The sequence below is a fragment of the Burkholderia sp. LMU1-1-1.1 genome (assembly GCF_040675865.1).
Classification (GTDB): Bacteria; Pseudomonadota; Gammaproteobacteria; order Burkholderiales; family Burkholderiaceae_D; genus Rugamonas.
Window position 1 is genome coordinate 79,335 of the sequence record NZ_JBEGHG010000011.1, and the last position, 21,650, is coordinate 100,984.

Below are 21,650 nucleotides of genomic sequence, written 5' to 3' on the forward strand. Positions count from 1 at the left end.
GGAGACTAGGGATGGTCCTGCAAAACAACTCGAAGAAATTCGCCACTATATCCCTGCTGGCCATGGCGATGATGCTGTCGGCCTGTTCGACCCTCACCTCCAGGACGGCCGAACCAGAACAGGGGCCGGCGGTCGCGCGCACCGTCGATGAAGGCGCGCCGGTGGTCACCGCCAAAATGGCCGCCGCGCGCCAAGCGCTGGGGCAGATGGTCGCGCTGCAGGACCGCCTGTACCGCATCGCCGGTCCGCTGCTGATCAACAACGCGGACCTGTGCCGCAACCAGGCCCGCAACCTGCTCGGCTTCACCGCCAAGAACAAATACTCGTACTCCGGCGAGTTCGTCGACGCCGCGCAGGCGGTGCTGAATTACGGCGACCGCCTGGAAGTGGCCAGCGTGCTGACGGGCAGCGGCGCCGCGCGCGTGGGCCTGCGCAAGGGCGACGTGCTGCTCGCGGCCGAAGGCAAAAGCCTGCCCACCGGCCAACACGCCGAGACCGAGGCGGCCGGGGTTCTCGGGCCGCTGGTGGCCAACAACCAGACGCTCAACCTGATCGTCGAACGCAATGGCAGCAACCAGGCGCTCAAGGTGCCGGTCACGCGCGCCTGCGCCTTCAAGATCGACATCGGCAATTCCGACAACATCAACGCCTACTCGGACGGCCAGCGCGTGATGATCACGCGCGGCATGGTCAACTTCGCGCAAACCGACGAGGCCATCGCCTATGTGCTGGCCAAGGACATCGCGCACAATGTGCTGGGCCACGCCGCCAAGACGCGGTCGGCCTACACGGTCGGCAGCATCATCGACAATCTGGTCGCGGTGCGGCCGGACCTGTCGATGCTGATCGGCAGCGCCGGCATCAAGCCGATGCCGCAGGAACTCGACGCGGCGGCCGATTCGCTGTCGCTGTACATGGTCGCGCGGGCCGGCTACAGCACGGCGCAGGCGCGCGCCTTCTGGCAGCGGCTGGCCAACCAGTATCCGGCCTCGGTGCTGAACGGTTATACCGCCAACCACCCCGGCATCAACTACAGGCTGGCCGCGATCGACAAGACCGTCGCCGAAATCAAGGGCAAGCAGGCGGCCAAGAAGCCGCTGGTGCCGTGACCCCATGAAAAAACCGGCACTGATGGCGGCCCTGCTGATGTCGATGGCTGTCTCGGGCGCGGTCCAGGCGGCGCAATGGCGCAAAGTCAGCGCGGCGCCGGGCAACGTCTTCTACATCGATAGCACCAGCGTCGTCAAAAAAGACAAGACCCGCAAGGCGTGGTCGATGCACTCCTACGCCAAGCCGCAGCAGACGCCCGAGGGCAAGCCTTACCGCTCGGTCAAGGCGCAACACCTGTATTCCTGCGAGGACCGCACGGCGGTGATGCTGTCGCAGGTGTTCTATCCCGAGACGATGGGCAGGGGCGAACCGGTCGAGAACTATATCTACGAAAAATTCAGCCCCGAGGAAGTGGCGCCGGGCAGTCCATTCGAAAAGGCGCTGGCGAGGGTGTGCAAGCGCTAACGTCGAAGATGTTTAGCGGATGTTCGGGAAATCCGGGAACACGGTGCCCATCAGCCAGGTCAGGCCGCCGCAGAACACCACGGCGATAATCAGCACGATCAGCAGGCGGCCGAATTTGGGTGAGCCGTCGTCTTCCTTGTGGTCGGTCATGGCAGTTCCTGCAAGCTTTGTAGAGCCGTAGTATATTCCATCCATGGACAGTATCGATCTCGAAGTACTCAAAACCAGCGCCGCGTGGATCGCCTCCGGGCGCCGCTGCGAACTTATCACCGTCATCAAGACCTGGGGCTCGAGTCCCCGTCCGGTCGGCGCCACCCTGGCCATCTGCGAAGATGGCACGGTAATCGGCTCCGTCTCGGGCGGCTGCATCGAGGATGACCTGATCGCGCGCGTGCGCGACGAAGGCATCAGCCGCACTTTGCCCGAAATCGTCAGCTATGGCATCACCGCCGACGAGGCGCACCGTTTCGGCCTGCCCTGTGGCGGCACCATCGAACTGTCGATCGAACCGCTGTCGGAGCGCAGCCGCGTCGCCGAACTGCTGGAGCGGCTGGAACGGCACGAACTGGTGCAGCGCCGGCTCGATCTGCAGACCGGCGACGTCGAGCTGTCGCAAGCGGCGCCCGGCGCGCAGATGCAGGTGAGCGAGCGCGCCATGGTCACGCTGCACGGACCGCGCTGGCGCCTGCTGATCATCGGCGCCGGCCAACTCTCGCGCTTCCTGGCGCAAATCGCCACCGCGATGGACTACCACGTCATCGTCTGCGACCCGCGCGAGGAATACCGCGCCGGCTGGCAGGTCGACGGCGTGCAACTGGTGCACGATATGCCGGACGATATCGTCCTGTCGATGAAGCTGGACCACCGCAGCGCCGTGGTGGCGCTGACGCACGATCCCAAGCTCGACGATCTGGCGCTGATGGAGGCGTTGAAATCGGACGCGTTCTATGTCGGCGCGATCGGCTCGCGCCTGAACAACAGCAAGCGCCGCGAGCGGCTGCTGGAATTCGACCTGACGCCGGAGCAGCTGGCGCGCCTGCACGGGCCGATAGGGTTGTACATCGGCAGCAAAACGCCGTCGGAGATCGCCATCTCGATCCTGGCGGAGCTGACGGCGATCAAAAACGGCGTACCGACGACGATGCTGATCCCGCACGCCGCCTCGCCGGTGGCGCCGGGCGACACCGTCTGCGCGGTCGACAGCGGCGCGGTGTAAATCAGTTCGAAAGCAAGAAGCGGAAAGACGGAACCACGTGGGCGGATTAGCGTAGCGTAATCGGCCATGCATGCGTCATCGGCGGCTCATGGCCGATTACGCGCTGCGCGCTAAACCGCCCTACGAAACCAAAATAGCGAACCTAAATTCCATGAGCACCGCCAACCTCCTCCGCCTGATCTTCCTGGCCGCCATCTGGGGCGGCTCCTTCCTGTTCATGCGGATCGCCGCCCCGGTGCTGGGCGCGGCCGTCCTGATCGAATACCGCGTGCTATTCGCCTCCCTCTTCCTGGCGGTGATCGCAGTGGTGCTGAAAAAACCGCTCAACCTACGCAAGCACTGGAAACACTACTTCATCCTCGGCCTGTTCAACTCCGCGCTGCCGTTCCTGATGTTCGCCTTCGCCGCGCGCACGCTATCGGCCTCCCTGCTGGCGGTGCTCAACGCCACCACGCCGCTGTGGGGCACCCTGATCGCCGCCGCCCTCACCCGCCAGATGGTCAGCGGCAAAATCATGCTCGGCCTCCTGCTGGGCGCCTGCGGCGTCGCGCTGCTGGTCGGCTTCGACCATGTCAGCACCAAACCCGGCGCCGGCCTCGCGATCGCCGCCGTGCTGTTCGCATCCTTCAACTACGGCATCGCCAGCAACTACGCCAAATCGGTCAAGGACGTCGAACCCCTGTCCAACGCGCATGGCTCGATGTGGGCCTCCACGCTGCTGGTGCTGCCGGTGGTGCCGTTCTTCCCGGCACCCGGCGAGCCGACCATCGGCATCATGGGCGCCGTGATCGCGCTGGGTGTGCTGTGCAGCGGCGTCGCCTACCTGATCTACTTCCGCCTGATCCAGGATGTCGGCCCGTCGTCGGCGCTGACGGTGACCTTCCTCAGCCCCTTGTTCGGCATTTTGTGGGGCACGCTATTCCTCGGCGAGACGGTCGGCTGGTACACCATCGTCGGCGCCGCCATCGTCATCGCGGGCACCGCGCTGGTCACCGGCTTCCGTCCCAACTTCGGCGCGCTGCGCAAAACCAAACCCGTATGAAAAGCTTCGTGCTCGAGCTGCCGGCCAACTACCGCCTGCACGACGTACTGGCCTTCCACAGCCGCGATACCGAAAGCGTCGCCGAAGAAGTCGGCGACACGCGCCTGCGCAAAGGAATAGTGGTGGACGGCGTGCCGGTGGTGCTCGCGGTGGTAATCGATAGCGCGCTGGCGCCCACCAGCGCCAGCTGCACGGTGCACGCCGGCGGCAAGCTATCCAAAGCTTCGCAACAGCGCGTGCGCGAAGCGGCGCTCAGCATCCTCGGTCTGCGCATCGATCCGGAGCCGTTCTGCGCCTTCGCCGCCAAGGACGCCATGTTCGGCCCCCTGACCGTGGCGCAGCCGGGCCTGCGCATCGTGCAATCGGCCACCGTGTTTGAAGCGCTGACCTGGGCCATCATCGGCCAGCAAATCAACCTGTCGTTCGCCATCTCATTGCGCCGCACCTTCATCCTGCAGGCCGGCCGCCAACACAGCAGCGGCTTGTGGTGCTACCCCGAGGCGGCCGACGCGGTAAAGCTGAGTATCGACGATCTGACCAGCCGCAAATTCTCGCGTGCCAAAGCGGAGACCCTGCTGCGGCTGGCCAATTTGGTCGCCAGCGGCGAACTGCGACTGGACGTCACGCCCGCCAACAGCATCGAACAGATCTCGGCGGCACTGCTGGCAGTCAAAGGTATCGGCCCGTGGACGGTCAACTACGGCCTGCTGCGCGGCTACGGCTACGCCGACTGCTCGCTGCACGGCGACGTCGCCATCCGCGCGGCGCTGCAACAGCTGCTGGGCGAGGACGTCAAACCCGACATGCCGCGCACCGAACAAATCCTGGCCCGCTACGCGCCCCACCGCACAATGGCCGCCGCCCATCTTTGGGCCAGCCTGCACCCGAGCGGCGACGGCAAAGATTCCGCTTGATCCTGACGTAACGTCAGGCTTTACGATTCCGGCATCTCCGACACAATCAAGGATGCCATGAGCTGGATCGAAAAACTGCTACCGCCCCGTTTCAACCGCAACGGCGCCGAACCGCGCCAATCGATACCGGCCGGCGTGTGGGCCAAGTGTCCGGCATGCGAGGCGGTGCTGTACCGGGCCGACCTCGAAGCCAATCTGCACGTCTGCCCCAAATGCAGCCACCATCTGCGTATCCGTGCCCGCGCCCGTCTCGACGCCCTGCTCGACGCTGGCGGCCGTCATGAGATCGGCCAGGAAGTGCTGCCCGTCGATACGCTCAAGTTCAAAGGTAGCAAGAGCTATCCGGCGCGTCTGCAAGCGGCGATGGACGCCACCGGCGAGACCGACGCGATCATCGTCATAGCCGGCGCGATCTTGTCGGTGCCCGTGGTGGTGGCGTGCTTCGAATTCGACTTCATGGGCGGCTCGATGGGATCGGTGGTCGGAGAGCGTTTCGTGCGAGGCGTGCAGGCCGCCATCGACCAACATGTGCCCTTCATCTGCGTCACCGCCAGCGGCGGCGCGCGCATGCAGGAAGGCCTGCTGTCGTTGATGCAGATGGCGAAAACCACCGCAATGCTGGCCAAGCTGGCGGAGAAGAAACTGCCCTTCGTCTCGGTGCTGACCGACCCCACCTCGGGCGGCATATCGGCCTCGTTCTGCTTCCTGGGCGACCTGGTGATCGCCGAACCGAAGGCGCTGATCGCCTTTACCGGCGCGCGCGTCATCAAAAGCACCTTGGGGGTGACGCTGCCGGAAGGCTACCAGCGTCCGGAGTTCCTGCTCGAACGCGGCGCCATCGACATGATCGTCGACCGCCGCGACATGCGCGCCGAACTGGCATCGCTACTGGCCTTGCTGCTCAAGCTACCGAAGGACGCCATCGCCAAAAACACATCGGAATCACGTAGGGCGGATTAGCGGAGCGTAATCCGCCATGCATGCGCCGTCGGCGGCTCATGGCGGATTACGGCGTCCCGCCTAATCCGCCCTGCGTGCCACTCCGACCTCGCGTACACTATCGCGCATGAAAGAACATCGCAATCACGCCGTGCTGAAAATCGGCGAGCTGGCCGCGCGCTCCGGGCTGACGGTGCGCGCGCTGCACCACTACGACAGCATCGGCCTGCTGACGCCATCGGCGCACACCGACTCCGGCTATCGCCTCTACAACCGCGCCGACGTGGCCCGGCTGCACCAGATCCAGGCGCTACGCCGCTTCGGCATGTCGCTGGCGGACATCGGCACCTTCCTCGCCAGCCCCGACGCGCCGTTCGCCGACGTCGTCGCGCAGCAGATCGCCACCCTCGACCAGCAGATCGCGCAGGCGAGCGCGCTGCGCGAACAACTCTCGCACCTGCACCGGCAGATGGCCGGCGGCGGCGAGCCGGAACTGGCCGACTGGCTGTCCACGCTGGAGCTGATGCACCTCTACGACAAATACTTCACGAAGGACGAATTGCACCGCCTACCCTTCTGGCAGCAGGACGCGCGCCGCAACAGCGGCTGGGCCGCGCTGGTCGCGCAGATACAGGACCTGATGCGGCAAGGCGTCCCACCCGCCGGCGACGAACCGCGCCAACTGGCCGAGCGCTGGATGCAGATGCTCGAACGCGACACCGCCGCCAATCCAGACTTCGCGCGCCGCATCACCGTCATGATGGAGATGGAACCGGCCGCGCAACTGCACACGGGGATCACGCCGCAACTGAAGCAATACGTGATCGAAGCGTTCGGTGAACACAAGCTGGCGCTGTACGCCGGCTATCTCGACAAAGACGAGTTACAACGCATGCGCGTCGGCGCCAGTCAGCATGGCGCCGAGTGGATGGCGCTGATCGCGGCGGTCCACCGGCAACTCGAAGCCGGCGCCGATCCCGCCGATCCGGCATCGCAAGCGCTGGCCCGCGAATGGATGACATTATTCAGCGCCCGCATCGGCGACAATCCGGCGACGCTGGAAAAAATCCGCCACGCCCACACGCGTGAACCACGACTGCTCGTCGGAACCTGGGTCACGCCGGCCATGCTCGATTTCATCCGCACATCCTGCGCCACGTTGCCGCAGGCCTGACTTGCCCGCCCCTTTGAGCGGGCGTAAAGTAAAGCTCCGACGACCGCATTACGCTGGCGGAGGTGCCCCATGGACGATCACATCAAAACCGATTACGACACGGACTTTCTCGTCTGGCTGCAAAGCCAGGCCGAGCTACTGCGCGCCAAGCAATTCGAACGACTGGACCTTGAACATTTGATCGAGGAGCTCGAGAGCATGGGTAGCAAGGAAAGGCACGAGTTCAGAAACCGCATCGTGCAATTAATGATGCATCTGCTGAAATGGAAAGTACAACCGGACCACATTTCAGGCAGTTGGCTGCGTTCGATCAGGGAGCAACGCTATAGCATCGCCGATCTCATGGAAGAAATGCCCAGTCTGAAACCGCTGCTGGACAATTACGCAACGCGAAACTACGTAAGAGCCGTGGCCCTTGCGGCAGACGAAACGCGCCTGCCTAAGTCGGCCTTCCCCACTAAGAGGCCGTTCACCAAGGATCAACTGCTCGACCCCGACTACCTGCCATAAAACCACGGCACAAAAGAAAAAGCCGCTGATCCCTGTAAAAGAATCAACGGCTTTCGAATTTGGTTGCGGGGACAGGATTTGAACCTGTGACCTTCGGGTTATGAGCCCGACGAGCTGCCAGACTGCTCCACCCCGCGTCTGTGCAATCATTATAGGGCAGTTCAGCAATTTAGGCAATGTTAATCCTGAAATCGCGCGTGATAGTCCAAATAAATGCATTCCCTTGCCGCCGTAGCCAATCCCGTGCGTGGCGCAATCGGTGTAAAGTAACTAATATGAACAAAAATATCCGCCCCTGAGCACCTTCCCCTATGAAATTCTGTTCCGAATGCGCCTCCCCCGTCAGCCTGCTGATACCAGCCGGCGACAACCGTCCCCGCTACGTCTGCGAAAGCTGTTCCACCATCCATTACCAGAACCCGAAAATGGTGTTGGGCACGATCCCCGTATGGGAACGCGACGGCGAGTTGAAAGTCCTGCTGTGCAAGCGCGCGATCGAACCGCGCCACGGCTACTGGACCTTGCCGGCCGGCTTCATGGAAAACGATGAAACCACGGCCGAGGCGGCGATGCGCGAGACGCAAGAGGAAGCCGGCGCCCACATCGAACTGGGTAAACTGTTTTCCTTGCTAAACGTCTCGCGCGTGCACCAGGTCCATATGTTCTACCTGGCCACCCTGCTCGACCTCGACTTCGCGCCCGGCGAGGAAAGCCTGGACGTGCGCATGTTCAGCGAGGCGGAGATCCCGTGGGACGACCTGGCCTTCCCCACCATCCGCACGACGCTGGAACTGTTCTTCGCCGACCGGGCGCGCATGCGGGAAGACAAAAGCGGCGGCTACGGCTTCCACGCCCAGGACATCACGCGCGCGATGCGCTCGGACGCGGAACCGACGTGATCCCCTGGCTCGAACGCGACACGCCGTTTCCCGACGTCTCGCAGGCGCTGACGTCGGAGGCGCCCGGCCTGCTGGCCGCCGGCGCCGACCTGTCGCCGCAGCGCCTGCTGATGGCCTACCGGCACGGCATTTTCCCGTGGTTCTCGGAAGGCCAGCCCATCCTGTGGTGGAGCACCGATCCGCGCATGGTGCTGATGACCGAGCGCTTCCGCATCTCCGACAGCCTGAAGAAGACGCTGCGCAAGGTCGCCCGCGAAATGGCGGCCGGCGGGCGCTGGCAGGTGCGCTTCGACAGCGCCTTCGAGGACGTCATGCGCGCCTGCGCGGCGCCGCGCCGGGACGGTCCCGGCACGTGGATCTCGGAGGACATCATCGACGGCTACACCGGGCTGCACCGGCTCGGCTACGCGCATTCGGCCGAGGTGTGGCTGGACGGCGAGTTGGTCGGTGGCGCCTACGGCGTCTCGATCGGCCGCATGTTCTACGGCGAGTCGATGTTCGCGCGCGTGACCGACGGTTCCAAGATCGCGCTGGCCTACCTGGTGGGCTTCCTGCGCCGGCAAGGCGTCAAGATGATCGATTGCCAACAGGAGACCGGGCACCTGGCCTCGCTGGGCGCGGCGCCGATTCCGCGCGCGCAATTCCTGGCGCATCTGCGCAACAATATTGAATTGCCGCAAATCACCGTGTGGGAACCCATTGCACCGCTGGCCCCGGACAGTTAAGCTAAAGGTGACAAGCGCCCCGGCCGAACAAGCGCTATCATCAGGACTGGAACAGGATCAGAATCTCGCCATCGATAGGACGTGCATGACGCACCTGAACGATCTGCCTTTCGCGACGCTGCAGTTTTACACGACGGCGCCCTACCCTTGCAGCTATCTGGACGCGCGCCAGGCGCGCTCGCAGGTGGCTACGCCTTCCCACCTGATCAACGCCGACGTCTACTCGGAACTCGTCAAGAACGGCTTCCGGCGCAGCGGCATCTTTACATATCGACCATATTGCGACGGTTGCCAGGCCTGCATCCCGGTGCGCGTGGTGGTCGACCAGTTCGCCCCGAACCGCGGCCAACGCCGCGCCTGGGCCCGGCACGCCGACCTGCGCGCCGGCGTCGCCACCCTGCAATTCTCCGACGAGCACTACGAACTGTACCTGCGCTACCAGAGCAAGCGCCACGCCGGCGGCGGCATGGACCAGGACAGCCGCGACCAGTACGCGCAATTCCTGCTGCAAAGCCGCGTCAACACGCGGCTGGTGGAGTTCCGCGAGCCCGGCGGCACCCTGCGCATGGTCAGCATCATCGACGTGCTGTCGGACGGCTTGTCGTCGGTGTACACCTTCTTCGATCCCGATGTCGAGGGCGCCTCCTACGGCACCTTCAACGTGCTGTGGCAGATCGCCCAGGCACGCGAGCTGAGCCTGCCCTACATCTACCTGGGCTACTGGATCAGGGAAAGCCCGAAAATGTCCTATAAAACCAACTTCAAACCGCTGGAGGCGCGCATCAAGGGCGTGTGGAGCGTACTGGAGGCCTGATTTGCGCCGATCAAACGCTGATAAAATACCGGGGCCAACAACCAGAGCCCCCTCATGTCCGAAAAATTCCTGTACTCCCTGGCCCGTCCGATGCTGTTCTCGATGGACGCCGAAGCCGCGCACCACTTCACCCTTCCCGCGCTCAAACGCGCCGCCGCGCTGGGCCTGACCAAGCTGGTCAGGCAACCGGCGGCCGACCCGCGCACCGTGATGGGTATCACGTTCAAGAATCCGGTCGGCCTCGCCGCCGGGCTGGACAAGGACGGCGCGTTCATCGACGCGCTGGCGGACCTGGGCTTCGGCTCGATCGAGGTGGGCACCGTCACGCCGCGCGGCCAGCCGGGCAATCCGAAGCCGCGCATGTTCCGCCTGCCGGCCGCGCACGCGATCATCAACCGCATGGGCTTTAACAACGGCGGCGTCGACGCCTTTGTCGCCAACGTGCAGTCGTCGCGCTTCTACCAGGACAAGGCCGGCGTGCTGGGCCTAAACATCGGCAAGAACGCCGACACGCCGATCGAGCGCGCGGCCGACGACTACCTGCACTGCCTGGAAAAAGTCTATCCCTACGCCAGCTATGTGACGGTCAACATCTCGTCCCCCAACACCAAGAACCTGCGCCAGTTGCAAGGCGGCTCCGAGCTCGACGGCCTGCTGGCGCAGTTGAAGGACGCGCAGGCGCGCCTGGCCGACCAGCACAAGCGCTACGTGCCGCTGGCCCTGAAAATCGCACCGGACATGGACGCGGACCAAGTCAAGAACATCGCCGACGCGCTGCTGCGCCACAAGATCGACGGCGTCATCGCCACCAACACCACGCTGAGCCGCGACGCCGTGGCCGGCATGCGCCACGGCGCCGAGGCGGGCGGACTGTCGGGCGCGCCGGTGTTCGAGTTGTCCAACACCGTGATCCGCCTGCTCAAGGCCGAACTGGGCGACGCCCTGCCGATTATCGGCGTTGGCGGTATCATGCGCGGTGCGGACGCCAAGGTCAAAATGGACTGCGGCGCGCGACTGGTGCAGTTGTATAGCGGCCTGATCTACGCGGGCCCGGCACTGGTCAACGATTGCGCGCAGGCCGTGCGCGGACATTAAGGAGCGGGCATGCGGAAGGTACAACTTGGTTCCAGCGATCTGAAGGTCACAAAGATTTGCCTGGGGACGATGACGTTCGGCGAGCAAAACACCGAGGCGGACGCGCACAGCCAGCTCGACTACGCGCTCGAGCGCGGCATCAACTTCATCGACACCGCCGAGATGTACCCGGTCATGCCGCGCGCCGAAACGCAGGGCGCGACCGAACGCTTCATCGGCACCTGGCTGAAGAAATCGGGCAAGCGCGACAAGGTGGTGCTGGCGACCAAGGCCGCCGGACCGAATCCCAACATCGGCTGGGTACGCGGCGGCAAGCAGAACTTCGACGCCGCCAACCTGCGCGCGGCGGTCGACACCAGCCTGCAACGCCTGCAGACCGACCACATCGACTTGTACCAATTGCACTGGCCCAGCCGCAACGTGCCGATTTTCGGCGCCAGCGTCTTCAATCCGCAGCTCGAGCGCGAATGCGTGGCCGTCGAGGAAACCCTGGCCGCGCTGGCCGAGCTGATCAAGGAAGGCAAGATCGGCGCGATCGGCGTCTCCAACGAATCGTGCTGGGGCGTGAGTGAATTCATCAAGCAATCGGAGATGAAGGGCTTGCCACGCATCGCCTCCATCCAGAACCTGTACAACCTGACGGCGCGCCACTACGAAACCAGTTTTCTCGACGAGACCTGCTTCCGCGAAAACGTCGGCCTGCTGGCGTACAGCCCGTTGGCCTTCGGCCAATTGACGGGCAAATACCACGACGACCCGAACGCGCACGGGCGGCTGACGATCTTCCCGCCGACGTGGAGTCCGCGCTACCTGCGGCCGACGGTGCTGGCGGCGGTGGCGCAATACACCGAGCTCGCGCGCGACAACGGCCTGACGCCGACGCAACTGACGCTGGCATGGTGCTACGGCCGCTGGTGCGTGGCCTCGACCATCATCGGCGCGACCAGCCTGGCGCAGCTGAAGGAAAACATCGACGCCTACGACGTCACGCTCACGCCGGACATCATCGCGCAGGTGGACGCGATCCACGCGACCCTGCCCAATCCCGGCCAGTGACGCGCGATTACATCTAAACCACGTAGGGCGGATTAGGCGGCACGCCGTAATCGGCCATGCACGCGCCGCCGACAACGCATGACAGATCAGCCCGTGTAGAAATGGTGGACCTGACCCCGGAGTGCGGGTATATCTTTAGACGCAATCGTTCGTTGGTATTCAATTGTGCGGCTGCTATCCTGTGCCACCACTTTCGCACACGAGACCGCCACATGACCACACGCCACACCGCCACACCGCTTTTGCTGAGCACGCTGATCGCCACCATCGTCATTCCCGCCTTCGCCCAGGACGCGCCCGCCGACGGCGAGCTGCAGTCGGTGGTCGTCACCGGCACCTACGCCAAGAACCGCCGCACCATCGATTCCGAGTCGCCCGTCGACATCATCAGCGCGCGCGAATTGCAGGCCAGCGGCTCGACCGAACTGGCCACCGTGCTCGGCCGCCTGGTGCCGTCGATGAACTTCCCGCGCCCGTCCGGCGCCGACACCAGCGACGCCGTGCGTCCGGCCCAGTTGCGCGGCCTGTCGCCCGATCAGACCCTGGTGCTGGTCAACGGCAAGCGCCGCTACACCTCGGCCGTGGTCAACGTCAACGGCACCCAGGGACGCGGCTCGGCGCCGGTCGACCTGAACGCGATCCCGCTGGCGGCGATCGAACGCATCGAGGTGCTGCGCGACGGCGCGGCCGCCCAGTACGGCTCCGACGCGATCGCCGGCGTGATCAACATCATCCTCAAAAAAGGCGCGTCCGGCGGCGACATCGAAGTCGGCTACGGCGAGTACAAGGAAGGCGACGGCCGGCAGCGCACCCTGCGCGGCTCGACCGGCTTCAGCCTGGGCGACCAGGGCTGGGTGCGCGTGGCCATCGAGGCCGCCGAGCGCGATCCCACCAACCGCGCGGGCGCCGACCTGCGCAATCCGCGCGAGCCGCGTTACGGCGAAGTGAGCCAGCGTTACGGCGATCCGGAAAGCCATCCGCGCAGCATCTTCGTCAACAGCCAGTACCGCGTCACCGACGATATCGACTGGTACGCCTTCGCCAACTTCGGCGAGCGCAAGACCTCGGCCGCCGCCACCTGGCGCACCGCGTACGCCAGCACGGCGGCCAACGCGCCGCTGCGCTCGCCGTTGTATCCGGAGGGCTTCCTGCCGCTGCAGAACAGCACCTCGACCGACCAGTCGCTGGTGACCGGCCTGCGCGGCGAGCTGTCCGGCTGGCGCTGGGACGCCAGCCTGAACTACGGCAGCAACAAGTTCCGGCTCAATCTCGACGACACCGCCAACCTGGACCTGGGCGCGAACAGCCCGACCCACTTCTACGCCGGACTGCTGCACAACACGCAAGGACTGTTCAACTTCGACATCGCCAAGGAGTTCCCGGTAGCCGCCTTCAGCGGTCCGCTGACGGTGGCGCTGGGCGTCGAAGCGCGCCACGAGGAATATGAAATCGGCGCCGGCGACGTGGCGTCCTACAGCGGCTCGGGCGCGCAGGGCTTCTCCGGCTTCCGTCCGGTCAACGCCGGCAGCAACAGCCGTCACAACAAGTCGATCTACGCCAACTTCGAGGCCGACATCACCAAGCAGTTCTCGGCTTCGGCCGCCGTGCGCCACGAGCGCTACAGCGACTTCGGCAACACCACGTCGGTCAAGGGCTCGGCACGCTACGCGTTCAATCCGCTGGTGTCGCTGCGCGCCACGGCCTCGTCGGGCTTCCGCGCGCCATCGCTGGCGCAGCAGTTCTACACGATCACGACCACCAACTTCTCGGTCATCAACGGCCAGAACACGCCGATCGAAACGGGCACCTTCGCCGTCGGCAGCGCCGCCGCCGACGCGCTCGGCGCGCAGCAGCTGAAGGCCGAGAAAGCCCGCAATTACAGCGTCGGCCTGCAAGTGCAGCCGACCCGCAACTGGAGCGCCAGCGTCGACGCCTACCGCATCGACATCGACGACCGCATCGCGCTGTCGACCAGCATGACCTTGTCGCCGACCTTGCGCAATACGCTGGCCAACCAGGGTCTGCTGGTCGGCGCGGCGCGCTACTTCACCAACGCCATCGACACCCGCACCACCGGCGTCGACGTGGTCAGCACCTACCGTTGGGATTTGGCCAGCGCCGGCCGCTACGACTTCACCTTGGCGTACAACCGCAACAAGAGCTCGGTGCAGCACGTCAACGACAATCCGGCCATCCTGACCGCTAACGGCCTGACCCTGATCGACCGCCAGACCATCAACCGCCTGACGGTCGGTTCGCCGAAGGACAAGTTCAGCCTGGCGACCGACTACACCCTGGGGGCCTGGAACGCGCGCGGCGTGGTGACGCGCTACGGCAGCTTCACGGTGCCGCAGAATAACCCGGCGCAGGATCAGGTATACGATCCGCAGTGGGTGCTGGACCTGTCGGCCAGCGTCAAGCTGAGCAAGAACTGGCGCCTGAGCCTGGGCGTGGACAACGTGACCGACAAGTATCCGGACACGATCACGTCGGTGGCCAACCTCAACCTCAACGGCATCAACCTGTACAGCGGCTGGGCGCCGAACGGGTTTAATGGCCGGTATTATTACGCCAAGGCTGGTTACAGCTGGTAGTCCCTTACCGCAGCGCCAGCGTCTGGCGCTGCGCCACGCCGAATCCCCCCGGCCCGGCCAGCTTGAACACGCTAACGGCCTGCGCCAGCAAATCCGCCTGATCGCGCAGGCTCTGCGCGGCGGCGGCGGCCTGCTCCACCAGCGCGGCGTTCTGCTGCGTCACATCGTCGATCGAGATGATGGCCTGGTTGACCTGCTCGATTCCACTACTCTGCTCGCTGCTGGCGGCGCTGATCGCGCTCATGATCTCGGCCACCTGCTTGACCGATTCCACCAGGCCCGCCATCGTCGCGCCGGCCTCGCCGACCAGCACGGCGCCGGCATCGACCGTTTCCACCGAACGCCCGATCAACTCCTTGATTTCCTTGGCGGCGCCGGCCGAGCGCTGCGCCAGGTTGCGCACCTCCGACGCCACGACCGCGAAGCCCCTGCCCTGCTCGCCCGCGCGCGCCGCCTCGACCGCCGCGTTCAGCGCCAGGATATTGGTCTGGAAGGCGATACCGTCGATCACGCCGATGATGTCGACGATCTTGCCCGAGCTTTCCTTGATCGCACCCATCGTGTCGACCACCTGCCCGACCACCTTGCCGCCCTTGGTGGCGTAGTCCGACGCCGCCACCACCAGCTTGGTCGCCTGGCGCGCGTTCTCGGCGTTCCGCGACACCGTCGACGTCAATTCCTCCATCGACGACGCGGTCTCCTCCAGGCTCGATGCCTGCTGCTCGGTGCGGCTGGACAGATCGAGGTTGCCGCTGGCGATCTCGTTGGAGGCGGTGGCGATGGTATCGGTGCCGGACCGCACCTGGCCGACCGTGCGCGCCAGGCTGTCGTTCATGTCGATCAGCGCGCGCAGCAACTGGCCGGTTTCGTCGGTCGTATGGCATTCCATGCGCATGGTCAGGTCGCCGCCTGCCACCGCCTGCGCCATGCCGACCGCGCGGTTCAACGGCAAGGTGATGCTGCGCGAGATGATGGTCAGCACCCACGCCACGATACCGGCCGCGAGCACCGTCAGCAAGATCATCGTGGTGCGCGAACTGGCATAGGCTTGCTCGGCGACGGTGCTGGCGTCTTCCACCGCCGCGTTCTGGAACTTGACCAGTTCGGTCAGCGAATTGAGATAGGCGGTCTGTTCCTTGCGAACCGTGGTCAGCAGGTAATTGATGGACGCGTCGCGCTGTTCGGCGTCGGCCGACATCTTGATGAACTCGGTTTGCACGACAGAATACTTGTCGCGCGCGTCCAGCACGGCCTGCAACTTCGCGGCGCTGCGCGGGTCGTCATCGTCGGCGATCAGCACGCGCAGTTGCTCGAGGCGCTCGCCAATTTCGACCTTGCGCTTGTCGACGCGCTCCAGTTCCGCCTTGACCACGGCCGGGTCCTTGGACAGCATGGCGTTGCGCATCGCCCGCGCGATATCGTTGAGACCGCCTATTGTTTCGTAAGCCAGTATGACCTTGGGCACCTTGTCGGTGGCCAAGTCCTTGGTGTTGTTGTTGAGCTTGCCAAGATTGCCGATGCCGACAATGGCGATGCCGAGCATGAAGACGATCGCCACCCCAAGACCGGCGCCCAGGCGGACGCCGATTTTCCAATTCCCGATTCCCATGTTGACTCCCAGAGTAAAACCGAAGGTTTAAATAACTGGATGCAGCAATAGCAATTGAAAAATTAGTATAGGGTGGTTTTTGAGTGCCAGTAATAAATATTGTTGGACTGTTTTCCGGCTACCACATTGCTGCGGCAGCCATATAGCCACTAATGCCATGCGCTACGACAAATCCCCGCCGTTCAAGGCCGCATCGATTTCCTCGCGCGTCAGATCCGGCGCGAATTGCTGGATGAAGTGGTAGGCGTACGAGCGCAGATAGGCGCCCTTGCGCACCGCCAGCCGCGTCGTGTTCGGTGCGAACAGGTGCGACGCCTCGACCGCGCGCATGCCCTTGTCGCGGCCGTGGTCGAAGGCCATCGAGGCGACGATGCCCACGCCCAAGCCGAGCGCGACATACTGCTTGATGACGTCCGAATCCATCGCCGTCAACACGATGTCCGGCTTGACGCCGGCCTGCGAGAACGCCGCGTCGATATGCCCGCGTCCGGTGAAGCCGACGTCGTAGGTGATCAACGGGAACTCGGCCAGATCCTCCAGCCGGATCGGCGAGCGCCCCAGCAGCGGGTGGCCGTCCGGCACCACGATCAAATGGCTCCAGCGGTAGCATGGGAAGGACACCAGGTCCGGGAACTGCGACAAGCCCTCGGTGGCGATGCCGATATCGGTCTTGCCCGACAAAATCCATTCGGCGATGTGCTCCGGCGCGCTCTGCTGCAAGGCGATGCGCACGTCCGGATACGCGCTGCGGAAACTCTGCACCACCTTCGGCAGCGCGTAGCGCGCCTGCGTGTGCGTGGCGGCGACGCTGAGCGTGCCGCTTTGCTGGCCCGTGTATTCGAGGCTGGCCTGCTGCAAATTCTCCGCCTCGATCAGCAGGCGGTCGATGATCTTGAGGATGCCCTTGCCCGGTTCGGTCATGCCGGTCAGGCGCTTGCCGTTACGTTCGAAAATCACCACGCCCAGTTCGTCTTCCAGCTCGCGGATCTGGCGGCTCACGCCAGGCTGCGAGGTGAACAAGGCATTGGCCACTTCGGTCAAATTGTAGCCCCGTCGGGCGGCTTCGCGGATCGACCGCAGTTGTTGAAAATTCATATTGAAGCTCCAGCGTCAACAAACACATGCAGGCGTTTAGGACGCACCACCAAAGTCTCACCCTCCTTCAGTTGCAGAAGGCTGAAACGCTCATTCGACATCACCGCCTCGATCAGCTCGGACGTATCGTCGCGCTCCAGGTCCAGCTGCGCCAGCGGGCCGATCGCGTGCGCGCGGCGCAGCTTGACGACGATGCCCTCGGCGCCCGGCGTGTAGCGTTCGATGTCCAGGTCGTGCGGACGCACATAGGCCGTGCCCTTGCCGTCGGCGTCGGGCTGGCCCGGCACCTGGAAGGTGGCGCCGCCACTGGCCAGCACGCCATCCTGCACGCGGCCGTGGAACATGTTGACGTTGCCCAGGAAACCGTAGACGAACGGCGAGGCCGGATGGTTGTAGACCTGCTCCGGCGCGCCGATCTGCTCGACGTTACCCTTGTTCATCAGCACCACCTGGTCGGCCACTTCCAGCGCCTCCTCCTGGTCGTGGGTGACGAAGATCGACGTCACGTGCAGGTCGTCATGCAGGCGGCGCAACCAGCGGCGCAATTCCTTGCGCACCTTGGCGTCGAGCGCGCCGAACGGCTCGTCCAGCAGCAGCACGCGCGGCTCGACGGCCAGCGCGCGCGCCAGCGCGATCCGCTGGCGCTGCCCGCCCGACAGTTGCGGCGGATAGCGGTCGGCCAGCCAGTCCAGCTGCACCAGCTCCAGCAGCTCCTTGACCTTGCGGCGGATCTGGTCTTCCGACGGCCGCTCGGCGCGCGGTTTCACCCGCAGGCCGAAGGCGACGTTCTCGAACACCGTCATGTGCTTGAACAGCGCGTAGTGCTGGAACACGAAACCGACCTGGCGCTCGCGCACGTGGCGGTGCGAGGCGTCGTTGGAGTCCAGCAGCACCTGCCCCGAATCGGGATGCTCGAGGCCGGCGATAATGCGCAGCAAGGTGGTCTTGCCGCAGCCGGACGGTCCCAGCAGCGCGGTCAGCTCGCCGGCCGGAAAGTCCAGCGAGACATTGTTGAGGGCGACGAAATCGCCGAAACGCTTGTTGATGTTTTTGACTTCGATCGTCATGTCAGTGCTCCTTGGAACGTGCGTCATCGGCGATCGATTCGTTCAAGCGCCAAGAGATAAAGGATTTGAGGGCCAGCGTCACCAGCGCCAGCAAGGCCAGCAGGGACGCCACGGCAAAGGCGGCGGCGAAGTTGTACTCGTTGTACAGAATCTCGACCTGCAGCGGCACGGTGTTGGTTTCGCCGCGGATGTGGCCGGACACCACCGACACCGCGCCGAACTCGCCCATCGCACGAGCGTTACACAGGATCACGCCGTACAGCAGGCCCCACTTAATGTTCGGCAAAGTCACGCGGCGGAAGGTGTCCCAGCCGGAGGCGCCCAGCACGATGGCTGCCTCTTCTTCTTCGCTGCCTTGCGCCTGCATCAGCGGGATCAGCTCGCGCGCGACGAAGGGGAAGGTGACGAAGATCGTCGCCAGCACGATGCCGGGCACGGCGAACAGGATCTTGATGTCGTGCTCCTGCAGCCACGGTCCCATCCAGCCCTGCGCGCCGAACAGCAGCACGTAGATCAGGCCGGAGATCACCGGCGATACCGAGAACGGCAGGTCGATCAGGGTCAGCAGGAAGCTCTTGCCGCGGAACTCGAACTTGGCGATACACCACGAGGCGGCCACGCCGAACACCAGGTTCAGCGGCACGGCGATGACGGCCGTGATCAAGGTCAGCTTGATGGCCGAGATCGCGTCCTCCTCGACGATGGCGGCCACATAGGCTTCCCAGCCCTTGCGGAACGCCTCGGCGAACACCGCCACCAGGGGCACGAACAGGAACAGGGTCAGGAAGGTCAGCGCGATGGCGATCAGCACGCCGCGCACCCACAGCGGTTCGAGGATTTGCGGGGCCGACGGCAGTTCGCCGCGACGCACCGGGACGGGAGGCAGTCCGCTCATATTATTTACCCGACTTTCCGCGAGCCCAAGCTTGCAACAGGTTGATGGACAACAGCATGATGAACGACACGACCAGCATCACCACCGCGATCGCGGTGGCGCCGGCGTAGTCGTATTGCTCCAGTTTGGTGATGATGAACAGCGGCGTGATCTCGGAAATCATCGGCATGTTGCCGGCGATGAAAATCACCGAACCGAATTCGCCGGTGGCGCGGGCGAAGGCCAGCGCGAAGCCGGTCATCAAGGACGGCATGATGGTCGGGAACACCACGCGGGTGAAGGTCTGGAAGGCGTTGGCGCCCAGGCTGGCGGCGGCCTCCTCCAGTTCGCGCTCGGCGTCCTCCAGCACCGGCTGCACCGTGCGCACCACGAACGGCAGGCCGATGAAGGTCAGCGCGATGACCACGCCGATCGGCGTGAACGCCACCTTGATGCCGAGCACGCCCTCGATGAACTGGCCGAACCAGCCGTTGGCCGAGTACAGCGCGGTCAGCGTGATGCCGGCGACGGCGGTCGGCAGCGCGAACGGCAGGTCGACCAGCGCGTCGATGATGCGCTTGCCGGGAAACTCGTAGCGCACCAGCACCCAGGCGACGATGCCGCCGAAAACGACATTAATAAATGCGCCGATCAACGAGGCGCCAAAGGTCAGCCGGTACGAGGCCATCACGCGGTCGGAGGTGACGGCGGCCCAGAACCCTTCCCATGTCATCGTGAAGGTCTTCAGGAAGACCGCCGACAATGGGATCAGCACGATCAAGGTCAGGTAGAAAATGGTGAATCCCAGCGAGAGCCGGAAGCCCGGCATCACGCGGAACGGCGCGCCCCTGGCGGCCACGGGGGCCGTGGCGGGCGCTGCGAGAACTGCTGACATGAAATTGCTCCCTTATTACAAATTCTTCTATAAGGGCTGCATAATCTCATCTGTGCGTCATATTACAAACGAAGCTTTTTTCATTTGGTTAGACGATTCGGCTATATAGCTACTCAGAATATGAGTTTGGCCGCGACCGCTACCAAAATGAAAGCGAGCAGGCCGCGCAGCATGCGTTCCGGCACCGACTTGGCGAAATAGGAGCCGACGGTGATGCCCGGCAGCGACCCTACCAGCAAGGTCAGCAATAGCATCCAGTCGATCGAGCCGAGCCACCAGTGGCCGATGGCGGCGATCGCCGTCAGTGGCACGGCGTAGGCGATATCGGTGCCGGCCACTTCGGCCGGCGTCAGCTTCGGATACAGCATCACCAGCACGGTCGCGCCGATGGCGCCGGCGCCGATCGAGGAAATGGTGACCAGGCTGCCCAGCACGGCACCGGCGAAAATGGTGGCGGCGGTCAGCGCCCCGCCCGTCAACTGGCGCTCGGGATGAGCGTTGATCCAGGCCAGCATCTTGCGCCGGAACAGCAGCGCGCACACGGTCAGCAGCACCGAGCCGGCGATGGTGTAACGGATGATCTGGCCCAGTTCGGGGCTGAGGGTGCCGAAGTACTTGAGTGCCAGGCTGGCGACCAGCGCGGCCGGCAAGGCGCCGATGCACAGGCGCCGCACGATGTCCCAGTGGACCGTGCCGCGCAGACGGTGGGTGAAGGTGCCGACGCCCTTGGTCAGCGAGGCGAACGCCAGGTCGGTGCCGACGGCGACCGCCGGCGAGACGCCGAACAGCAAGGTGAGTAGCGGGGTCATCAGCGAGCCGCCGCCGACGCCGGTCATGCCCACCAATAAACCCACCGCGAAACCTGAAATGACAAACGATACATCCATGCAATTCCCCAAGAGTAGCCCGCAGGGTACCTACTCTAGGGAAATATCCAAACAACGCAATCCTTATTTGCTTATGCGCTTTTTATTCCGATCACTTGTTCGGCTGTGGCGTGACGCGCAGATAAGGCTTGGCGGCGGTAAAGCCTTTTGGATACTTTTGCTTCAGCACTTCCGGATCTTGCACGGTCAGCGGGATGATGACGTCGTCGCCATCTTTCCAGTTGCCCGGGGTGGCCACGGTGTAGGCGTCGGTCAGTTGCAGGGCGTCGATGACGCGCAGCACTTCGTCGAAGTTGCGGCCGGTGCTCATCGGATAGGTCAGGCTCAGGCGGACCTTTTTGTTCGGGTCGATGACGAACAAGGTGCGCACGGTGGCGGTGGTCGAGGCGTTCGGGTGGATCATGTCGTACAAGGTGGCGACCTTGCGGTCCTCGTCGGCGATGATCGGGAAGCCGACCACGGTGTCCTGGGTCGATTCGATGTCGGCGATCCAGCCCTTGTGCGATTCGGCCGGGTCGACCGACAGCGCGATCGCCTTGACGTTGCGCTTGTCGAATTCGGGTTTCAGCTTGGCGGTCAGGCCCAGCTCGGTGGTGCAGACGGGCGTGAAGTCGGCCGGGTGGGAGAACAGCACCACCCAGGAATCGCCCGCCCATTCGTGGAACTTCAGCTTGCCGATGGAGGAGTCTTGTTCAAAATCGGGGGCGGTATCGCCGAGTCGTAGTGTCAT

At 64.3% G+C, this 21,650-nt stretch carries 22 protein-coding genes and 1 tRNA gene; 14 read left to right on the forward strand and 9 right to left on the reverse strand.

All coding sequences use genetic code 11. The features are described from left to right. The first annotated feature begins 11 nt into the window (after positions 1-11). Positions 12-1,109 carry a M48 family metalloprotease gene (locus MRBLMU1_RS11425; protein ID WP_363501167.1) on the forward strand — a complete coding sequence of 366 codons (1,098 nt, stop codon included), beginning with the start codon at positions 12-14 and terminating at the stop codon, positions 1,107-1,109. 4 nt (positions 1,110-1,113) lie between these two features. Next, complete coding sequence (locus MRBLMU1_RS11430; RefSeq protein WP_363501170.1) at positions 1,114-1,515, forward strand: surface-adhesin E family protein; 402 nt, start codon at positions 1,114-1,116, stop codon at positions 1,513-1,515. A 12-nt stretch (positions 1,516-1,527) separates the two neighbouring features. Here MRBLMU1_RS11430 and MRBLMU1_RS11435 read toward each other — a convergent pair whose 3' ends face one another. Next, positions 1,528-1,665 carry a hypothetical protein gene (locus tag MRBLMU1_RS11435; protein WP_315218744.1) on the reverse strand — a complete coding sequence of 46 codons (138 nt, stop codon included), beginning with the start codon at positions 1,663-1,665 and terminating at the stop codon, positions 1,528-1,530. 43 nt (positions 1,666-1,708) lie between these two features. Here MRBLMU1_RS11435 and MRBLMU1_RS11440 point away from each other — a divergent pair, with 43 nt between their 5' ends. The 6 genes from MRBLMU1_RS11440 to MRBLMU1_RS11465 all read left to right on the forward strand — a co-directional run bounded on the left by MRBLMU1_RS11440 (position 1,709) and on the right by MRBLMU1_RS11465 (position 7,310). Continuing rightward, on the forward strand, positions 1,709-2,731 hold the full coding sequence (locus MRBLMU1_RS11440; protein WP_363501174.1) for an XdhC family protein: 1,023 nt from the start codon (positions 1,709-1,711) through the stop codon (positions 2,729-2,731). Between the two features lie 151 nt (positions 2,732-2,882). Further along, complete coding sequence (locus MRBLMU1_RS11445; RefSeq protein WP_363501177.1) at positions 2,883-3,773, forward strand: DMT family transporter; 891 nt, start codon at positions 2,883-2,885, stop codon at positions 3,771-3,773. Further along, positions 3,770-4,687 carry a DNA-3-methyladenine glycosylase 2 gene (locus tag MRBLMU1_RS11450; RefSeq protein WP_363501179.1) on the forward strand — a complete coding sequence of 306 codons (918 nt, stop codon included), beginning with the start codon at positions 3,770-3,772 and terminating at the stop codon, positions 4,685-4,687. The genes MRBLMU1_RS11445 and MRBLMU1_RS11450 overlap by 4 nt, the downstream gene beginning before the upstream one ends. 57 nt (positions 4,688-4,744) lie before the next feature. After that, positions 4,745-5,647 (forward strand): acetyl-CoA carboxylase, carboxyltransferase subunit beta, encoded by a 903-nt coding sequence (accD, locus tag MRBLMU1_RS11455; protein ID WP_363501182.1) that lies wholly within the window; start codon positions 4,745-4,747, stop codon positions 5,645-5,647. 106 nt (positions 5,648-5,753) lie between these two features. Then, on the forward strand, positions 5,754-6,800 hold the full coding sequence (locus MRBLMU1_RS11460; protein WP_363501185.1) for a MerR family transcriptional regulator: 1,047 nt from the start codon (positions 5,754-5,756) through the stop codon (positions 6,798-6,800). 69 nt (positions 6,801-6,869) lie between these two features. Beyond that, a complete protein-coding gene (locus MRBLMU1_RS11465) occupies positions 6,870-7,310 on the forward strand; it encodes a DUF29 domain-containing protein (RefSeq protein WP_363501188.1) in 441 nt (146 codons plus the stop codon). A gap of 60 nt (positions 7,311-7,370) precedes the next feature. Here MRBLMU1_RS11465 and MRBLMU1_RS11470 read toward each other — a convergent pair. Next, positions 7,371-7,447 (reverse strand) — tRNA-Met (locus MRBLMU1_RS11470). A 174-nt stretch (positions 7,448-7,621) separates the two neighbouring features. Between MRBLMU1_RS11470 and MRBLMU1_RS11475 the strand changes: the two genes are divergently transcribed. The 6 genes from MRBLMU1_RS11475 to MRBLMU1_RS11500 all read left to right on the forward strand — a co-directional run bounded on the left by MRBLMU1_RS11475 (position 7,622) and on the right by MRBLMU1_RS11500 (position 14,493). Further along, on the forward strand, positions 7,622-8,209 hold the full coding sequence (locus MRBLMU1_RS11475; RefSeq protein WP_363501191.1) for an NUDIX hydrolase: 588 nt from the start codon (positions 7,622-7,624) through the stop codon (positions 8,207-8,209). Continuing rightward, positions 8,206-8,934 (forward strand): leucyl/phenylalanyl-tRNA--protein transferase, encoded by a 729-nt coding sequence (gene aat, locus MRBLMU1_RS11480; RefSeq protein WP_363501194.1) that lies wholly within the window; start codon positions 8,206-8,208, stop codon positions 8,932-8,934. Before MRBLMU1_RS11475 ends, aat begins: the two co-directional genes overlap by 4 nt. An 85-nt stretch (positions 8,935-9,019) precedes the next feature. Continuing rightward, entirely contained in the window at positions 9,020-9,748 is a 729-nt protein-coding gene (locus MRBLMU1_RS11485) for an arginyltransferase (RefSeq protein WP_363501197.1), read from the forward strand. Positions 9,749-9,802: 54 nt separating this feature from the next. Beyond that, on the forward strand, positions 9,803-10,843 hold the full coding sequence (locus MRBLMU1_RS11490; RefSeq protein WP_363501200.1) for a quinone-dependent dihydroorotate dehydrogenase: 1,041 nt from the start codon (positions 9,803-9,805) through the stop codon (positions 10,841-10,843). 9 nt (positions 10,844-10,852) lie between these two features. Beyond that, the gene (locus MRBLMU1_RS11495; protein WP_363501203.1) at positions 10,853-11,899 is read left to right on the forward strand and encodes an aldo/keto reductase; all 1,047 of its coding nucleotides are present in this window, start codon (positions 10,853-10,855) and stop codon (positions 11,897-11,899) included. Positions 11,900-12,111: 212 nt separating this feature from the next. After that, the gene (locus MRBLMU1_RS11500) at positions 12,112-14,493 is read left to right on the forward strand and encodes a TonB-dependent receptor plug domain-containing protein (RefSeq protein WP_363501206.1); all 2,382 of its coding nucleotides are present in this window, start codon (positions 12,112-12,114) and stop codon (positions 14,491-14,493) included. Between the two features lie 4 nt (positions 14,494-14,497). On the opposite strand, the gene MRBLMU1_RS11505 is transcribed toward MRBLMU1_RS11500, so the two are convergent. The 7 genes from MRBLMU1_RS11505 to MRBLMU1_RS11535 form a co-directional block, all read right to left on the reverse strand. Next, entirely contained in the window at positions 14,498-16,102 is a 1,605-nt protein-coding gene (locus tag MRBLMU1_RS11505) for a methyl-accepting chemotaxis protein (protein ID WP_363501209.1), read from the reverse strand. 162 nt (positions 16,103-16,264) lie between these two features. Next, a complete protein-coding gene (locus MRBLMU1_RS11510) occupies positions 16,265-17,197 on the reverse strand; it encodes a CysB family HTH-type transcriptional regulator (RefSeq protein ID WP_363501212.1) in 933 nt (310 codons plus the stop codon). After that, positions 17,194-18,264: a sulfate/molybdate ABC transporter ATP-binding protein gene (locus MRBLMU1_RS11515; protein ID WP_363501215.1), complete on the reverse strand. Its 1,071-nt coding sequence runs from the start codon at positions 18,262-18,264 to the stop codon at positions 17,194-17,196. Before MRBLMU1_RS11515 ends, MRBLMU1_RS11510 begins: the two co-directional genes overlap by 4 nt. Position 18,265: 1 nt before the next feature. Then, positions 18,266-19,159 (reverse strand): sulfate ABC transporter permease subunit CysW, encoded by an 894-nt coding sequence (cysW, locus tag MRBLMU1_RS11520; protein ID WP_363501218.1) that lies wholly within the window; start codon positions 19,157-19,159, stop codon positions 18,266-18,268. Position 19,160: 1 nt separating this feature from the next. Next, complete coding sequence (gene cysT, locus MRBLMU1_RS11525) at positions 19,161-19,967, reverse strand: sulfate ABC transporter permease subunit CysT (RefSeq protein WP_414646066.1); 807 nt, start codon at positions 19,965-19,967, stop codon at positions 19,161-19,163. A gap of 179 nt (positions 19,968-20,146) precedes the next feature. Further along, positions 20,147-20,920: a sulfite exporter TauE/SafE family protein gene (locus MRBLMU1_RS11530; RefSeq protein WP_363501224.1), complete on the reverse strand. Its 774-nt coding sequence runs from the start codon at positions 20,918-20,920 to the stop codon at positions 20,147-20,149. 91 nt (positions 20,921-21,011) lie between these two features. Continuing rightward, a complete protein-coding gene (locus MRBLMU1_RS11535) occupies positions 21,012-21,650 on the reverse strand; it encodes a peroxiredoxin (protein ID WP_315218777.1) in 639 nt (212 codons plus the stop codon).

Excerpts from the sequence above, each read along its gene's own strand:
- MRBLMU1_RS11425 (WP_363501167.1), top strand. The coding sequence starts at position 12 with ATGGTCCTGCAAAACAACTCGAAGAAATTCGCCACTATATCCCTGCTG.
- MRBLMU1_RS11430 (WP_363501170.1), top strand. The coding sequence starts at position 1,114 with ATGAAAAAACCGGCACTGATGGCGGCCCTGCTGATGTCGATGGCTGTC.
- MRBLMU1_RS11435 (WP_315218744.1), bottom strand. The coding sequence starts at position 1,665 with ATGACCGACCACAAGGAAGACGACGGCTCACCCAAATTCGGCCGCCTG.
- MRBLMU1_RS11440 (WP_363501174.1), top strand. The coding sequence starts at position 1,709 with ATGGACAGTATCGATCTCGAAGTACTCAAAACCAGCGCCGCGTGGATC.
- MRBLMU1_RS11445 (WP_363501177.1), top strand. The coding sequence starts at position 2,883 with ATGAGCACCGCCAACCTCCTCCGCCTGATCTTCCTGGCCGCCATCTGG.
- MRBLMU1_RS11450 (WP_363501179.1), top strand. The coding sequence starts at position 3,770 with ATGAAAAGCTTCGTGCTCGAGCTGCCGGCCAACTACCGCCTGCACGAC.
- accD (WP_363501182.1), top strand. The coding sequence starts at position 4,745 with ATGAGCTGGATCGAAAAACTGCTACCGCCCCGTTTCAACCGCAACGGC.
- MRBLMU1_RS11460 (WP_363501185.1), top strand. The coding sequence starts at position 5,754 with ATGAAAGAACATCGCAATCACGCCGTGCTGAAAATCGGCGAGCTGGCC.
- MRBLMU1_RS11465 (WP_363501188.1), top strand. The coding sequence starts at position 6,870 with ATGGACGATCACATCAAAACCGATTACGACACGGACTTTCTCGTCTGG.
- MRBLMU1_RS11475 (WP_363501191.1), top strand. The coding sequence starts at position 7,622 with ATGAAATTCTGTTCCGAATGCGCCTCCCCCGTCAGCCTGCTGATACCA.
- MRBLMU1_RS11485 (WP_363501197.1), top strand. The coding sequence starts at position 9,020 with ATGACGCACCTGAACGATCTGCCTTTCGCGACGCTGCAGTTTTACACG.
- MRBLMU1_RS11490 (WP_363501200.1), top strand. The coding sequence starts at position 9,803 with ATGTCCGAAAAATTCCTGTACTCCCTGGCCCGTCCGATGCTGTTCTCG.
- MRBLMU1_RS11495 (WP_363501203.1), top strand. The coding sequence starts at position 10,853 with ATGCGGAAGGTACAACTTGGTTCCAGCGATCTGAAGGTCACAAAGATT.
- MRBLMU1_RS11500 (WP_363501206.1), top strand. The coding sequence starts at position 12,112 with ATGACCACACGCCACACCGCCACACCGCTTTTGCTGAGCACGCTGATC.
- MRBLMU1_RS11505 (WP_363501209.1), bottom strand. The coding sequence starts at position 16,102 with ATGGGAATCGGGAATTGGAAAATCGGCGTCCGCCTGGGCGCCGGTCTT.
- MRBLMU1_RS11510 (WP_363501212.1), bottom strand. The coding sequence starts at position 17,197 with ATGAATTTTCAACAACTGCGGTCGATCCGCGAAGCCGCCCGACGGGGC.
- MRBLMU1_RS11515 (WP_363501215.1), bottom strand. The coding sequence starts at position 18,264 with ATGACGATCGAAGTCAAAAACATCAACAAGCGTTTCGGCGATTTCGTC.
- cysW (WP_363501218.1), bottom strand. The coding sequence starts at position 19,159 with ATGAGCGGACTGCCTCCCGTCCCGGTGCGTCGCGGCGAACTGCCGTCG.
- cysT (WP_414646066.1), bottom strand. The coding sequence starts at position 19,967 with ATGCCGGGCTTCCGGCTCTCGCTGGGATTCACCATTTTCTACCTGACC.
- MRBLMU1_RS11530 (WP_363501224.1), bottom strand. The coding sequence starts at position 20,920 with ATGGATGTATCGTTTGTCATTTCAGGTTTCGCGGTGGGTTTATTGGTG.
- MRBLMU1_RS11535 (WP_315218777.1), bottom strand. The coding sequence starts at position 21,650 with ATGACACTACGACTCGGCGATACCGCCCCCGATTTTGAACAAGACTCC.